Origin of the sequence: Streptomyces nitrosporeus (genome assembly GCF_008704555.1) — a bacterium.
GTDB classification, from domain to species: Bacteria; Actinomycetota; Actinomycetes; order Streptomycetales; family Streptomycetaceae; genus Streptomyces; species Streptomyces nitrosporeus.
Window position 1 is genome coordinate 3,705,905 of sequence record NZ_CP023702.1, and the last position, 14,193, is coordinate 3,720,097.

10 protein-coding genes and 1 tRNA gene are annotated in these 14,193 nt (G+C 71.7%); 6 read left to right on the forward strand and 5 right to left on the reverse strand.

Translation table 11 applies throughout. The annotated features are described in order from the left end of the window. Positions 1-67 precede the first annotated feature (67 nt). Together CP967_RS16505 and CP967_RS16510 are read right to left on the reverse strand one after the other, a co-directional pair. Positions 68-1,714, reverse strand: a complete 1,647-nt coding sequence (locus CP967_RS16505; RefSeq protein ID WP_150488698.1) for a long-chain fatty acid--CoA ligase — start codon at positions 1,712-1,714, stop codon at positions 68-70. 245 nt (positions 1,715-1,959) lie between these two features. After that, positions 1,960-2,514: a SigE family RNA polymerase sigma factor gene (locus CP967_RS16510; protein WP_150488699.1), complete on the reverse strand. Its 555-nt coding sequence runs from the start codon at positions 2,512-2,514 to the stop codon at positions 1,960-1,962. Between the two features lie 362 nt (positions 2,515-2,876). Between CP967_RS16510 and CP967_RS16515 the strand changes: the two genes are divergently transcribed. Continuing rightward, positions 2,877-3,761 (forward strand): bifunctional DNA primase/polymerase, encoded by an 885-nt coding sequence (locus CP967_RS16515; RefSeq protein ID WP_150488700.1) that lies wholly within the window; start codon positions 2,877-2,879, stop codon positions 3,759-3,761. 158 nt (positions 3,762-3,919) lie between these two features. Next, positions 3,920-4,801 carry a HindIII family type II restriction endonuclease gene (locus tag CP967_RS16520; protein WP_268253029.1) on the forward strand — a complete coding sequence of 294 codons (882 nt, stop codon included), beginning with the start codon at positions 3,920-3,922 and terminating at the stop codon, positions 4,799-4,801. A gap of 52 nt (positions 4,802-4,853) precedes the next feature. Here CP967_RS16520 and CP967_RS16525 read toward each other — a convergent pair whose 3' ends face one another. Together CP967_RS16525 and CP967_RS16530 are read right to left on the reverse strand one after the other, a co-directional pair. Continuing rightward, complete coding sequence (locus tag CP967_RS16525) at positions 4,854-6,872, reverse strand: DUF1156 domain-containing protein (protein ID WP_150488702.1); 2,019 nt, start codon at positions 6,870-6,872, stop codon at positions 4,854-4,856. Between the two features lie 267 nt (positions 6,873-7,139). Beyond that, a tRNA-Ser gene (locus CP967_RS16530) sits at positions 7,140-7,224 on the reverse strand. Positions 7,225-7,784: 560 nt separating this feature from the next. Between CP967_RS16530 and CP967_RS16535 the strand changes: the two genes are divergently transcribed. After that, positions 7,785-9,152, forward strand: a complete 1,368-nt coding sequence (locus tag CP967_RS16535) for a hypothetical protein (protein ID WP_150488703.1) — start codon at positions 7,785-7,787, stop codon at positions 9,150-9,152. Positions 9,153-9,296: 144 nt separating this feature from the next. Here CP967_RS16535 and CP967_RS16540 read toward each other — a convergent pair whose 3' ends face one another. Next, entirely contained in the window at positions 9,297-10,826 is a 1,530-nt protein-coding gene (locus CP967_RS16540) for a S1C family serine protease (RefSeq protein ID WP_150488704.1), read from the reverse strand. 189 nt (positions 10,827-11,015) lie between these two features. Here CP967_RS16540 and CP967_RS16545 point away from each other — a divergent pair, with 189 nt between their 5' ends. The 3 genes from CP967_RS16545 to CP967_RS16555 all read left to right on the forward strand — a co-directional run bounded on the left by CP967_RS16545 (position 11,016) and on the right by CP967_RS16555 (position 13,795). Beyond that, positions 11,016-11,870: a glycerophosphodiester phosphodiesterase gene (locus CP967_RS16545; protein WP_190175116.1), complete on the forward strand. Its 855-nt coding sequence runs from the start codon at positions 11,016-11,018 to the stop codon at positions 11,868-11,870. Between the two features lie 140 nt (positions 11,871-12,010). Then, complete coding sequence (locus tag CP967_RS16550; RefSeq protein ID WP_150488706.1) at positions 12,011-12,616, forward strand: ATP-binding protein; 606 nt, start codon at positions 12,011-12,013, stop codon at positions 12,614-12,616. A 213-nt stretch (positions 12,617-12,829) separates the two neighbouring features. Further along, on the forward strand, positions 12,830-13,795 hold the full coding sequence (locus tag CP967_RS16555) for a DUF5926 family protein (RefSeq protein ID WP_150488707.1): 966 nt from the start codon (positions 12,830-12,832) through the stop codon (positions 13,793-13,795). Positions 13,796-14,193 lie beyond the last annotated feature (398 nt).

Here is a 14,193-nt window from a genome sequence, read left to right on the forward strand (position 1 = left end):
CACGGGGCGAGGGCGGTGCGGGAGAGTTCCCGTACCGCCCTCGCCCGTGCTCCCGCCCAAAGCGGGATCAGAGCTGGGTGACCTCCAGCTCACCGTCCGCGTACTGCCGGCGGATCACCTTCTTGTCGAACTTGCCCACGCTCGTCTTCGGCACCGCCGGGACGATCGTCCAGCGCTCGGGCAGCTGCCACTTGGCGACGGACCGGGCGAGGAAGGCCCTCAGCGCCGCGTAGTCGGCCGTGGCGCCCTCCTTCAGGACGACGGCCGCCAGGGGCCGTTCGCCCCACTTGTCGTCGGGCACGGCGACGACCGCCGCCTCCGCGACGTCCGGGTGCGCCATGATCGCGTTCTCGAGCTCGACGCTGGAGATCCACTCGCCACCGGACTTGATGACGTCCTTGGCCCGGTCCGTCAGGGTGAGGAAGCCCTCGCCGCTGATCACCCCGACGTCGCCGGTCTTCAGCCAGCCGTCCTCGCTGAACTTGTCCTCGGGACGCAGGTGCTCACCGTCCGCCCCGCCGTAGTACGCGCCGGCGATCCAGGGTCCGCGCACCTCCAGTTCACCCGCGGACTCGCCGTCCCAGGGCAGGTGTTCGCCGCCGGGGCCGACCAGACGCGCCTCGACCCCGGCCGGGAACCGGCCCTGGGTGACGCGGTACAGCCACTCCTCCTCCTCGCTCAGCCCGGCCGGCGGGTTGGCCATGGTGCCGAGCGGCGACGTCTCGGTCATGCCCCAGGCGTGGCAGAGGCGGACGCCCAGCTTGTCGTACGCCTCCATCAGGGACGGCGGGCAGGCCGCACCGCCGATGGTGACCCGGGCCATGGAGGTGAGGTCACGCGGGTTGGCGGTGACCTCGGCCAGCAGCCCCTGCCAGATAGTGGGAACGGCCGCGGCGTGCGTCGGCTTCTCGCGCTCGATCATCTCGGCGAGCGGCGCGGGCTGGAGGAAACGATCCGGCATGAGCATGTTGACGCCGGTCATGAACGTCGCGTGCGGCAGCCCCCAGGCGTTCACATGGAACTGCGGCACGACGACCAGCGTCGTGTCCTTGTCGGTCAGCCCCATCGACTCGGCCATGTTGACCTGCATGGAGTGCAGGTAGACGGAGCGGTGGGAGTAGACGACGCCCTTGGGGTCACCGGTGGTCCCGGACGTGTAGCACATGGCGGCCGCCTGCCGCTCGTCCAGCTCGGGCCAGTCGTACGTGGTGGGGCGGCCGGCGAGCAGTTCCTCGTACTCGTGCACCCGGGGCGCGACGCCCTCCAGCACCGAACGGTCGCCCGGCCCCACCACGACCAGGTGCTCGACCGACGGCAGCTGCGGGAGCAGCGGGGCGATCAGCGGCAGCACCGTCCCGTTGACGATGACGACCTTGTCGTCGGCGTGGTTGACGATCCAGACCAGCTGCTCGGCCGGGAGGCGCAGGTTGAGCGTGTGCAGCACGGCACCCATGGAGGGGATCGCGAGATAGGCCTCGACGTGCTCGGCGTTGTTCCACATGAGGGTGGCGACCCGTTGGTCACCGGTGACACCCAGCCCGTCGCGGAGGGCGTTCGCCAGCTGCGCGGCCCGCGCGCCGATCTCCGCGAAGCTCCGCCGGTGCGGCTCGGGTTCGCCGGTCCAGGTCGTGACCTGCGACTTCCCGTGAATGGTCATCCCATGCGTCAGGATGCGGGTGACAGTCAGCGGTACGTCCTGCATGGTGCTCAGCACGGCGTCCTCCCGGTAGGCGCTACGCGGCAGTAAGGTTCCGCTGATTCTGCGCACATACCGCGCGGTATGTCACTACTCCCGGGAGCACGAATCGGTGACGCCCGGCAGAATCACGCCGGAGCGAACCGAAGCGAACCGAAGCGGACCGGACCGGACCGGAGCGAACCGGAGCGGACCGGGAAGCGGGGCGTCCGCCCGCCGGCGCGACGGGGGCGCCGCGGCGCCGTGGCCGCCGCCCGCCGGGGTCACGGGACGGGCCGCAGTTCCGGGTCCTCGCGGAGCTTTCCGAGCGCCCTGGACACGGCGCTCTTCACCGTGCCGACCGACACACCGAGGACCTCGGCGGTCTGGGCCTCGCTGAGATCCTCGTAGTACCGCAGGACCACCATGGCCCGCTGCCGGTCCGGAAGCCGCAGGACCGCCCGCCACATCGCGTCGTGCAGCGACTGCCGTTCCGCCGGATCCGGGCCGGGCGCGGCCTCCTTCTCGGGCACCTCTCCGCAGGCGTACTCGTCGACCTTGCGCTTACGCCACTGCGAGGTACGCGTGTTGACCAGGGCACGGCGGACGTAGCCGTCGAGCGCCCGGTGGTCCTCGATCCGCTCCCAGGCGACATAGGTCTTGGTCAGGGCGGTCTGCAGGAGGTCCTCGGCGTCACTCGCGTTCGCGGTGAGGGAGCGGGCGGTGCGCAGCAGTACGGGCCCCCGCGCCCGTACGTACGACGAGAACGACGCGTAGCGGCGGTGTCCGGCGGGAGCGGTGAGCGCCCTGGAGGCGCCGGTGCAGACTGGCGTGGTCATTCCCCCACGCTAGGAGCGGGCCGGAGCGAGGGGATCGGCCCCAGGTCCCGAAGCCGCGTCCGCCTCAGGTTGTAGGGGCCGGGCGGGCCCCACCTCCTGAAGGTGGAGGGGTCATCCGCGCGCCTCAGGGTCCTCACCCCGGGGGTGCACGACACCCCCGTCCGGAAGCGGACGGGCGGCGGGCCGGGCGGGAAGAGGAAAAGCGCGGAGAAAGACTGCGCAGGGCGGGACGGGCCGACGCGGGACGGGCCGGTTCCGCACCACCGGCCCACCGCTCACCGGCCACCGCTCCCGCGCCCCCGCCCACCCCGAACGCGGCCTCCGCCCTTCCCTTATTCGAACTGCTGTACGAAAATGGACGCATGGCCATCACCGACCGGCAGACCGCCACCCTGGCCCTGGCCCACGCGCTCTCCGCCGCCGAGCGCGGGCTCCCCGTCTTCCCGCTGTCCGCCACCAAGCTGCCCGCCCTGCGCTCGCCCCACCACGGCGAACACCCTCCGGTCCGCTGCCGGGGTGCCTGCGGGCTCCCCGGCCACGGCGTCCACGACGCCACCACCGACCCGGGGGCCGTCCGGGCCCTGTTCGCCGCCGCCCCGAGAGCCACCGGTTACGGCATCGCCTGCGGCCGGGCACCGCACCGGCTCATCGGCATCGACCTGGACATCGACCCCGCCCACGGCAACGACTCGGCAACAGCGCTCCGGCAACTGGCCCTCCAGCACCTGTTCACCATCCCGCCCACCGTCACGGTGATCACTCCGAGCGGAGGCAGACACCTCTGGCTGACCGGACCGGCGGGTGTCACCGTGCCCAACTCCGCGAGCCGCCTCGCCCCGGGCATCGACATCCGGGGGACCGGCGGTTACCTGGTCGGTCCGGGCTCGGTCACCCACCACGGCCGCTACCGCCTCGCCCCCGGCACGGCGGACCTCGCCCCCGCCCCCTGCCCCCGGCCCCTCCTGCGCCTGCTCACACCTCCGGCGCGCCCCCGCCGCCCCGCCGGCCCCCCGTCCCCCGCCCGACAGGGCCAGGGGCTGGTCCACTTCGTCCTCGCGGCCCACCGGGGCCAGCGCAACACCCGTCTCTTCTGGGCGGCCTGCCGGGCCTACGAACACGGCTTCGGCGACGCCCTCGCGGATGCCCTCACCGACGCTGCGGTCCGCACCGGCCTGACCGAACAGGAGGCCCGCGCCGCCATCGCCTCGGCCGCCCGTCTGGCCGGGGGACGCCCCGAGGTGCCGTGACGGCCGCCGGAGGGGCCCGGGCCGCGCCGCCGACGGGCGGGAAGGCGGCCCGGCCGTTCCGCCACCCGTGCCGAAGGGCTCCGTTAGCATGATCGTCCGGAATATCGGTTCACGGGCGTTCAGCCGGGTGGGGGCAGAAGATCGTTATGGACTTCACGATGGATGGATTCGTCGATCAACTCGTCGGGGAAGGGCTTCCGTTCCACCGTGCGGCTGCCGAAATCGACGTAACCGTCCGGCGCATGGAAAGTGGTGACTTCTCCGCTCTGCTGGTGAGAGCCGGATGCATTCCGGAGCGTTACAGCCACGATTCCAGCGAGGAGAAACTGTACGCGAAGGCGATGGACGTGATCGTCGCCGAATCCTTCCGCAGGCTCGGATACGACGCCGAGGTCTCGCAGGAAAGGGCGAATTCGGCGGACGTGGTGGCGGAAGGGGGGCGGCCCCCGCACTCCCTGGTGGCCGATGCCAAGGCGTTCCGGCTCTCCCGTACGGCGCTCAATCCCAAGGACTACAAGATCGAGGCCCTGAGCAGGTGGCGGAAGGGGGCCGACTACTCGGTCCTGGTCGCTCCCGTCGCCGGCTACCCGGAGGGCGAGAGCCGTGTGTACGTGGAGGCCGACCGGTACCGGGTGACGCTGCTGTCCTACTCGCACCTCGCCCTGATGATCGACGCCGGGGCGGGGCCTTCCCAGCTGGAGGCCGTCTGGGGACGCGGCGGCGGCGGGCACACCTCGTCCACCGTCGGCGCCGCCACGTACTGGAGTGCGCTGGACAGCGCGCTGCGCGAGGCGCTGGCGTGGGACCTGGCGGACTGGTCGGAAGCGAGAAGGGAGTACTTCGAAAGCCTTCTGACCAGCGCGGCGGACGAACTCGAATACTTCGGCCGGGTGAAAGAGGACATCGGGGCCATGAGCCGCGAAGAGCTCGAACGCATCGCCGTGGACGCACTCAAGATCGACAGCAAGGTGCGGACCATACGGGCGCGGATGGCCAAGACCCGGACCCTCATGAACGCCATGGAGGCCCGGGAGGACTGATCGGCCACGCACCGCTTCCTCCGGCCGCACGCACCGGAGGAAGCGGCCGGGATCAGCGGGACGAGAAGCTGAACCCCGGGATCTCCTCATGGATCCGGCCGGCGACTTCGCGGCACACCGAATTCACCGTCTCCTGCCGGCTCAGCATGTCGTCGGTGAGTTCACCGAGCCGGGCCTCGGCGGCGGAGACGAAGGCCAGGGTCGCCGCCACCTCGTCCGGCCAGCCGGCCGCCGCAGCACGGCGCACGGCCGCTTTGACCAACTCGTCGGTACCGGACGGGCCTTCCGCCTCCCCGGTCGTTTCCACCACGTCACGGGGCCTCGCCACCAGGACGAGGGACGTGTTGACCGCGGCCGATCGCATCGAGCGGGGACGATGCGTCCGCTCGACCGTCATGGGCCACAGCTGGGTGATCGCGAGTCCCGCCCTCACATAGGCCGCGATCAGCGAGGACCAGCCGCTGATGGAACTGTGGGCGTAGCAGACCGTGATGACCCCGTCGCGCTTGAGGACCCGCCGGGATTCCCGCAGTACCCGCGTCATGCCCGTACTGAAGTAGGCCCAGGCCTCCGGAGAGCCCCCCTGCCGCCGGGGAGCGGCGGACAGCTCCCTGGTCGAATCGGTCCGCGGCTCGCCGAAGATCTCGGGGAAACCGCCGATCAGCGCCATCCTTTTGAAGGCGTAGATGCAGTCGGCGAGGATGCTGTAATACAGATTGTCGTAGTAAGGGGGGTCGGTGACCACGGCGTCGAAGAAAGCGTCCGGATAGGCCATCGAACGCGAGTCACCACGGGTGATCCTTTCCTCCCGGTCCTCCGGCATGGGGATCTGGCCCACACCGGCGGCGATGCGGTCGAGCTTCCCGTAGAGATTCGCCGGTCCGCGCAGAAGGGGGTCGGTCTCCACGAAGTCCCACAGCATGGGCATACCGGGTCCGGAAAGGCCGCGGCCCACCTGCTCGTTCTGCGAGATCCACATGCACAGCCTGGAGTTCCAGTCGGCCAGCTGGTCGATGAGCCCCGAGAGGAAAGCGGCGATCGCCTTCGACCGGGCTTCGCCGTACTCCTCCTCCCAGATCTCCTGCCGTTCGCTCAGGATCCTGCACAGGCGGATCGTGACCGCGAGCTGTCGTTCGGTGAAAAGGGAGGGAACGGAATCGTGGCCGTAGACAGTGGGGTTGGTGATGCCGGACCAGGCCGGGATCTCCACGTCGGGGAGCGGGAGACCGAGCGCGGCGCAGTCCTCCTCGATCATCTTTTCCGCGAGCCCGCCGGTGACGTGGTCCTGGGGGTCCGCCACGGCGAGGAAGCTCTTGCGCTTGTCGAGCCGGGCGACCGCGGTGAGCTTGTCGGCCGAGGCCTTCCGGATCAGCTCGGCCGTCTGCTCCCGGTCGTATTCCTTTCCGCAGAAGAGGCAGCGCAGCGAGTTCCGCCCGCTCCATGCCGAGGAGTCAGCCACCGCACCCGCGTCCGGTTCGACGACACGGGCATCGAATGTCCTGGAGGAGGGGTTCCGTTGCTGCACGACGGCGCGCTGCCTCCCTGATTTCCTGGAGAGCCAGGGCCGTTTCTGGAGGGGCATCTCACCGCCGCAGTCGGCACATGTGGCGGAACGGCTCCAGAAGTAGCAGATGACATTGTCGGCGTCACGGGCCGGATAGAGGTCACCGGTCTCGGATTTCAGCTGGTCCAGGACCTTCCTGCCCTCCAGTACCAGCAGGTGCTGGAGCTGCCGGCCGGCGGACCTGCTGATGTCGAGAAGCGCCTTCGCCGAGAAATAAGCGAGCTCGTTGTTCTCCATCCCGTACATCCTGACGCCCAGGCGGGTACCGGCGATCGGGAAGGTGGCACCGCCTACGAAGGGATCGAGCACCTTCGATTCCCCTGCGGGCCGTTCCGGGTCGATCGAGGCGGAGATCAGTTCCCTTGCAGTGGAAAAGGGGCGGCGTGCCCACCAGGTGAATACGGTGTGCGGGGAGGAAGCGCGCTGATACCTCTCGGAAGTGCCCTCTTCGGAGATCGAAGCGACGTCGAGATATTTTTCGATCGGACGCTTCTGGATCTCCGGCACCGTTTCTCCTTAGAACAACTCACATCAGCACAGTGTCCCATGTCCCCTGTGCCTCACGGAGCGCTGCGGCTCCGTGACCCGCGGCCCCCGCCGGAAAAGCCGTGTGCGACGGGATGACGGCGGCGCCGTGCGGGGCAGTGTGCCACCGGTGCGGTGGAGCGGTGACTCCGGACCCTGAGCACCGTGGTAGGGGGACGGTGGACAAGGAAAGGGGTGCCTCCGGCCCGGAGACACCCCTTCCGGCCGGCTTCTACGCCGGCCCGCACGCGGTGGGTGTGGGATTTGAACCCACGGTGACTCGCGCCACGACGGTTTTCAAGACCGTTCCCTTAGGCCGCTCGGGCAACCCACCTCGGACTCCGTCCACTCGGGCGGAGCGGGTACAGACTACCGGCCCCGGGCCGCATCGGGAGGCGTCGGTCCCCCGGTGGCCGGCAAGGCCCCGCCGGCGCCCGCACGGCGGTGCCCCCGCGCCTTCCGGACGGTGCAGGAGACACCCGGCACCGGCGCCCCGTCCTGATACACCTCCCCCCGCCCGTCCCGGCGCCGTCTCCCCGGCCCCGGCCCGTGTCCACGCCCCACGACCAGGCACGGGCACGCGGGACGATGCACACGTACGGGGTGACGGTGACCGAAGCGCCATCACTCATAGGGTGGGCGTCGAGGCCGGGCGCCAGGGCGTCGGAACGCGGCCCCGAAGGGCGCTGGTTACCGGGCCCGATGTCAGCCCCAGGGGTGAAAAAGCCCGGGTTCAGCGGTGTTTCCGGAAGGAAACGGTGCCGCGAAAAGCGTTTTTGGCCGACTTCGGTCACCAGTGTGCGCGTGTCTACACCGAGTTAAACGTCCTGATTGTTCAGAATGTTGGCAACTGCCCCAGTTGAAACTATGAAGTTTCGTGCCGAGGAGCATGACATGCAGGTTCGCAGGTGGCTCCCAGACCAGCCCACTCGTATCGGCCGGCACGACTGGCCGGACGAGGGTGACAACGGAACGCACATGCGACTGCGGGCCGGCTCCATCGTGGTACTCGACCGGCAGGCGTGGCGGATCCTGGAGATCAACGCCTACAGGGGCGACCGGTGGCCGGACTCCTACGAGAAGGCATGGCGCGAACACGTGGAACTGTGGTGGCACGCCAACGAATTGCGGCGGGCCAACAACCAGACGGCCAAACCGGCCCCCGAGCGGGCCGAGTTCTACAAGCGCCCGGTGGTCCTCGTGCTGCGCGACGAGAACCTGCCCCGCTCCACACCGAAGCACTGGTGCGCTCCTGCCAGCCATGACTGGCAGGTTCTCCCGGAGCACTACGCCGTCTGCCGCGCCTGCGGAGAGCTGCCGCCCTGCCACCACGGGGAGTACCGCTGGGAGGGCGGGCCGCGCCGGCCGGAACAGAACGGCGGCATCCCCCTCATGGTGCCGGAGGGCTGCTGCATGGGGTGCGCCGAGCCGGTCAGGCCGCGGATGCGTACCGTGCGCTTCCCAGGGCCGAACCTCTGGTATCCGGACCTGGGAGAGGACACGGCGCTCTTCCACACCCGGGCCGCCTGCGCCGACCAGGTCGACTGCTACCGCGCGCAGTGGCAGACCGAGTACGACCCGCGTCCCTCGGCGCACTCCGCCAGCCTGTCGTTCCCGGGTTTCGAGCACTTCGTACTGCCCCGGGCCCGCAACGCGTCGGACCTGGCCGCGCACGCTGAGCGGGCCGCCCAGGGCTCCCACCCCACCGCGCCGGACACGCCGCCGCGGCCGGGAGAGGAGCGCTGCTTCTCCGTGACCGGTGACTCCGGCGTCTTCCGCGTCCCGCTCGACGGACACCGGAAGGAGCGCGGCGGGTCCCCCGGGGAAGCGGAGAACGGCACGGCGCGGTCAGCCCCTCCGGTACCGGCCGGCCCTCCGGCACCGGCCATGCCCGAGCCGGCGCACCGGCCGGCCCCCGGCGCCCCTGTGCTTCCGGGCGCCCCCACAGCCTCCGGCGCTTCCGAGGTCCCCGCCACCCCCGCGGCCCCCGGTGCTCCCCCGGCGGAGCCGCCCGCGCCGGCCCGGCCCGCCCCACCCGCACCGCTCCCCGCGGCCGAGGCATCCGCGCCCGCGCCGGTCTCCCCCTCCGCCGAAGCGGCCGGGGCGGCCCTCCAGGCGGCGAAGGAGCTGGACCTGTCCCTGGCCGGGAGCCCGGCGTTCCACAACGCGGAACAGGCGGCCCGGGTGATCGAGGAACTCACCGCCGCGGTCCGCAACATCGCCCTCTGCCTGAACGCCCCGGCCGCCCGCACACGCCCCTGACCCGCGGCGGCCACCCCGCCACCACACCCGAGAGGCCCCGGAACCGATCCGCAGAATCGGTTCCGGGGCCTCTCGGGTGGACCCGCCTTCACGCCGGCGGGCGCCCGTGTCCGGGGCACCCGGCGCGAAGGCCGGTCCGGTCCCTCAGCTGTCGCCCTTGCGCTCGCCCAGGACGACGTCGGCCGTGGCCGTCCGGCCGTCGCGCTCGTAGGTCAACGTGACCTTGTCGCCCGGCTTGTGGGTCCAGATCTCACCGATCAGGGTCGGCCCGCTGTCGACCGCCTTGTCGTTGAACTTGGTGATGACGTCGCCGGCCTTCAGCCCCGCCTTGGCGGCGGGCCCGTCCGGGGTGACCGCCGGGGTGCCGCCCGCGCCCTCGTCGGAGATGACGGCGCCGCCGGACTTCTCCTCCATCGTCACCGTGGCCCCGATCACCGGGTAGACCGGCTGGCCGGTCTTGATCAGCTGCTCCGCGACGTTCTTCGCCTGGTTGACGGGGATCGCGAACCCGAGACCGATGGAGCCCGCCTGGGACTGGCCGATGCCGCCCCCGGTGGTCGACTGGATGGCCGAGTTGATGCCGATGACCGCACCGCCCGCGTCCAGCAGCGGCCCGCCGGAGTTGCCCGGGTTGATCGACGCGTCGGTCTGCAGGGCACTCATGTAGGAGTTCTTGTTGCTGGAGCCGTCACCGGAGGCCACCGGGCGGTTCTTCGCGCTGATGATGCCGGTGGTGACCGTGTTGGAGAGGCCGAAGGGCGCGCCGATCGCGATGGTGGAATCGCCGACCGCGACCTTGTCCGAGTCGCCCAGGGGCAGCGGGGTCAGCCCGTCCGGGGCGTCCTTCAGCTTCAGCACCGCCACGTCGTACCCCTGCGCGCGTCCGACGACCTCGGCGTCGTACTTCTTGCCGTCGGAGAACGTCGCGGTCAGCTGGCCGCTGTCCGCCGCGGAGGCCACCACGTGGTTGTTCGTGAGGATGTGGCCTTCCTTGTCGTAGACGAAGCCGGTGCCGGTGCCGCCCTCGCCGTCGCCGGACTGGGCGTCGATGGTGACCACACTGGGCAGCGCCTTCGCCGCGACGCTCGCGATCGTGCCGTCCGCGCGCTTGAAGTCCTTCGGGCTGTTGGCCGCCGCGACGGTGGTCGAGCCGGAGGCGCCGCCGTCGGCCGCCCGGTAGCCGAGGGCGCCGCCGATCCCGCCCGCGACCAGTGCGGCGACGGCCACGGCCACCACCAGTCCGCCGGCGCGCCGCTTGCGCGGAGGCTTGGCCTCCGGCGCGACGGGCGCGCCCCAGGGCTGGGCGCCGGCGGCGTCCGCGTACGACGGTACGGCCGGCGGCGGGGGCGGCCAGGCGGCCGGACCGAGAGGGGGCTGGGCCGGAGCCGGGGGCTGGGCCGGCTGCTGCGGCTGTCCGTGGGACTGCGCGTACGCCTGCTCCGGGGACGGGCCCCGCTCCCCGGAAGAGGAGTGCCCGGGGTCACTCTCGGGGTGCACCGGGGGGACCTGGGCCGTCGGCGCGTCCTCGGGGGAAGCGGGGGAGACGGGGGCCCCGGGCAGCCCGCTTTCCGGCGGGGTGCCCTCAGGAGCGGCAGCCGGCACAGGAGGTACGGACGGAACAGACGGTACGGAAGGAACCGCGTCGTTCTCGTTGCCCTCGTTCTCGGTGCTCACAGCTCTTTACTCCTCGGTTCCACTCGGCATTCGGCAAGAGATCCGCTGTGCACGTGTCTGCGTTCAGCTTTTCCCACAGCACGTCAGGCCACTGTAAGCAGGAGCTGTGCATCCGCCCACCAATCTTTACATCCGGCAAAACGGTCCGCCCCGACAAGGTGCCCGCGCCCGCCGCGTCCCGGTGACACCATGGCGCCCGTGACCCACGCGCGCCCGCCTTCCACGCCATCGCCCATCCAGGTCGTCGCCCACCGGGGGGCCTCCGACGAGGCTCCCGAGCACACCCTGGCCGCCTACCGGAAAGCCATCGAGGACGGCGCCGACGCCCTGGAGTGCGACGTACGGCTCACCGCGGACCACCAGCTCGTCTGTGTGCACGATCGCAGGGTGAACCGTACGTCCAACGGCCGGGGGGCCGTCTCGGCCCTGGAGCTCGCCGATCTCGCCGCCCTCGACTTCGGGTCCTGGAAGGACCGCCAGGACCTCAAGGACCACCGGGAGTCGCCCGACTGGGACCCGGTCCCGGGCGAGCTCACCTCCGTACTGACGCTGGAACGGCTCCTGGAGCTGGTCTGCGAGGCACGGGCGGGCGGGCGGGCGCTGGAGCTCGCCATCGAGACCAAGCACCCCACCCGCTGGGCGGGGCAGGTGGAGGAGCGGCTCCTGCACACCCTCGGACGGTTCGGCCTGGACCGCCCGCCGGCCGGCGGGCCCTCCCCGGTGCGCGTCATGAGCTTCTCCGCCCGCTCCCTCTACCGCGTCCGGGCCGCCGCCCCCACGCTGCCGACCGTCTACCTGATGCAGTTCGTCTCACCGCGGCTGCGTGACGGGCGGCTGCCCGCGGGGGCGAGGATCGCCGGCCCCGGGATGCGGATCGTGCGCAACCACCCGGAACACGTCGAGCGGCTGCGCCGGGCGGGGCACCGTGTGCACGTGTGGACGGTGAACGAACCGGAGGACGTCGAACTCTGCGTGCGCCTGGGGGTGGACGCGATCATCACCAACCGCCCGCGACAGGTCCTGTCACAACTAGGGCGCTTTTAATATCAATTACGGGGGGTGCACCGGCGCATTCACTCCGCATTCGACCGTTGTGAATGCATCACTGCTGAGGCGTCGGCCGGTTTCCGGCCCGGTCCAGGGGGGCATCCAACCCGTGGCGTGGGGCGAAGGAGGTCTCGGGGGTGGCGTTTGTGGTGGCACAGGAAGTGCCGACGTCGTCGAGCATGGCCGTACCCCATGGCCCTGCGGGCGTGGGCCAGGCGCGGCATCGCATGCGCGAGCAGCTCCGTGGCAACGGGGTGCCGGACACGGTCGTCGACGACGCCGTACTGATCCTTTCCGAACTGCTCAGCAATGCCTGCCGGCACGGCAGACCGCTGGACCGCAGGGCGGACGTGGGCGACGGGGACGTGCGCGCCGCGTGGCGCGTGGGCACGACCGGTGAGCTGACCGTCGAGGTCACGGACGGCGGGGGGCCGACCAGACCGGTTCCGGCCAAACCGTCGGTGACCGCGCGGGGCGGCCGGGGGCTGAACATCATCAGCAGCCTCGCCGAGGAGTGGGGCGTACGCGACGGCACCTCGGGCGAGGTCACCGTCTGGGCACTGCTCTCCGCCGGCCGCCGGCCCGAGGTGTTCCCCTCCTCCCGCGGCGGGGCCCAGGGCCGCCACGGCTCCCGGGGGCTGAGCGCGCTGGGCGGGCACGCACGCGGCTCCCTGGGCGGCATCGGCCGGCTGGAGGGGCTGGAGCTCGCCGAGGTCCTCGACGCCTTCGACGACGCGGGCTGAGGACGGGCCGCGGCCGTACGCCGCACCGTGCCCCGCCCCCTGCGCCGCGCCGCAACCCGCCCCGTGCGCCGGTCCGGTGGGCGGCGGGCGGCCCCGGCGGGTGCTCCCGGCGGGGCGGAGACGGGTGCCCCGGCGGTACGGAGGCGGCCGGTGCCGGGAGAGGCACTAGGCTCGCGCCGAGACCGCACTGTCGCAATCGGGAGAACGCCCACCATGGCCAAGAAGCGCCCTCAGTCCAAGGCCGGGAAGCCGCAGCTCAAGGATGGTGAGATCCCGGTCGTCGGGGCACGGGAGCCCTGCCCGTGCGGATCGGGCCGCCGCTACAAGGCGTGTCACGGGCGCGCCGCCGCGCAGGCCGTGACCGAGCTGGTCCACCGCCCGTTCGAAGGGCTGCCCGGGGAGTGCGACTGGGTCGCGCTGCGTGAACTGGTCCCCGCGGCCACCGCCGAGCTGGCGCTGAAGGGCGGACTGCCCGACGGCGTACCGTCGGTGACGCTCGCGACCGTGCTGCCCATGGCCTGGCCCGCGCTCCGCCGCGACGACGGCTCCGTCCTGCTCGCCCTGCAGAACGACACCCCGTCCGGCGACCTCAGCCGCGACCTCGCGGACACCCTCCAGCAGGCGCTGGAGGCCGCGCCCGGTTCGCCGGTCACCGCGCGCCGCGTCCCCGCCGACGGTCCCCGGCTCCAGGACCTCCTCGACCCGGGCGCGGTGTTCGAGCCGGTCGTGCACCCCGGGTTCGAGTTCTGGGTCCCGGATTCGGAGAACGCCGCGCCCGAGGTGACGGCCTCCCTGGAGCGCGCCAACGAGGCCGCCATCCCGACCACCCGGCTCACGGGGGTCGACGCCGCCTACTGGTGCGAGACGCCGGAGAAGAACCACCTGCGCTGGGTCATGCCGCATCCGGAGGAGCGGCTGCTCGACGCCCTGGCACGGCTGCACGCGGCGGGCGCCTCCTCGCTCGGCGAAGGCACCCGCCTCGTCGGCTCGTTCCGTGCCCACGGCCTGATGGTCCCGGTCTGGGACCTGCCGAGCGGCATGGGCGCGCAGGACTGCGAGAAGCCCGCGGCCCGGTTCGCGGAACAGCTCGCCGAGGCCCTGGCGTCCGACGCCCCGCTCACCGGCGAGGAACGCCGGGCACGAGGCGGGCTGACCAATCGTCAGGTGACGCTCAGCTGAACCGGACACGGCCGGAGGCGTACGGGTGACACCGGCCACATCACCCGTACTCACCGGTAATTCGCTGTCCGAATAGGCGAGATCGAATTTGCTAACGGCAGATCTCTTGTTACGGTTCTGGAAGCCCGGTCGCTGGTGCATCCCCCGTCGCCAGCGACCGGGCCTCTGCGTGTCCGGGTACGTCCGGACAGGGCCCGCCCGGGGTCCGGGAAGACTCGCTGAACCCCGCCCAGCAGGGCATCCGCGGGCGGTGCCAGGGCTTCTCGCAGCCGCCGGCCCCTCGCCCGGTCCGCGGACCGCACGCCCGCGCCGGCCGCCGGACGGCCTCCGCCCGGCCGGCCCCTCCCCGCTTCTCCCGCCCCGCCGCTCCGGCCGTCCGCGCCCGTGCCGGGCATGCG

Bases quoted from the DNA above. Each gene is read 5' to 3' on its own strand.
- CP967_RS16510 (WP_150488699.1), bottom strand. From the start codon at position 2,514: ATGACCACGCCAGTCTGCACCGGCGCCTCCAGGGCGCTCACCGCTCCC.
- CP967_RS16515 (WP_150488700.1), top strand. From the start codon at position 2,877: ATGGCCATCACCGACCGGCAGACCGCCACCCTGGCCCTGGCCCACGCG.
- CP967_RS16520 (WP_268253029.1), top strand. From the start codon at position 3,920: ATGGATGGATTCGTCGATCAACTCGTCGGGGAAGGGCTTCCGTTCCAC.
- CP967_RS16535 (WP_150488703.1), top strand. From the start codon at position 7,785: ATGCAGGTTCGCAGGTGGCTCCCAGACCAGCCCACTCGTATCGGCCGG.
- CP967_RS16545 (WP_190175116.1), top strand. From the start codon at position 11,016: ATGGCGCCCGTGACCCACGCGCGCCCGCCTTCCACGCCATCGCCCATC.
- CP967_RS16555 (WP_150488707.1), top strand. From the start codon at position 12,830: ATGGCCAAGAAGCGCCCTCAGTCCAAGGCCGGGAAGCCGCAGCTCAAG.